We start from the raw sequence: 239 nt of genomic DNA, 5'->3' as shown, positions 1-239 counted from the left end.
CGCTAGGAAACACATGCAAATTTTCTTTAGCGAACGGGTCACATATATAACCAAAATCGAAATTTTCATAATCGCAAACTGTACTACATATCCAAATGTAATGTTCTTTTTTAGTCTCTAAACCTTTTAGTATTTTTTTGAAGGTTTTTAGATAGCTTTCATTATAAGGAACCGTCTTAACACTATTACAAATCTTGTTCTCTAATTGAGTTTTGATCATTTCTATATTATCATTGCCG

Annotated in this window: 1 protein-coding gene; it reads right to left on the bottom strand. The window is 30.1% G+C overall.

The genetic code is table 11. The features are described 5' to 3' along the window. Window positions 1-239 (bottom strand): hypothetical protein (locus Ga0451573_RS19545; RefSeq protein WP_231685886.1); only part of this gene is annotated, 239 nt, incomplete at both ends.

Origin of the sequence: Phosphitispora fastidiosa (genome assembly GCF_019008365.1) — a bacterium.
GTDB lineage: Bacteria > Bacillota > Thermincolia > Thermincolales > UBA2595 > Phosphitispora > Phosphitispora fastidiosa.
This window is presented reverse-complemented; position numbering and strand designations above follow the sequence as displayed.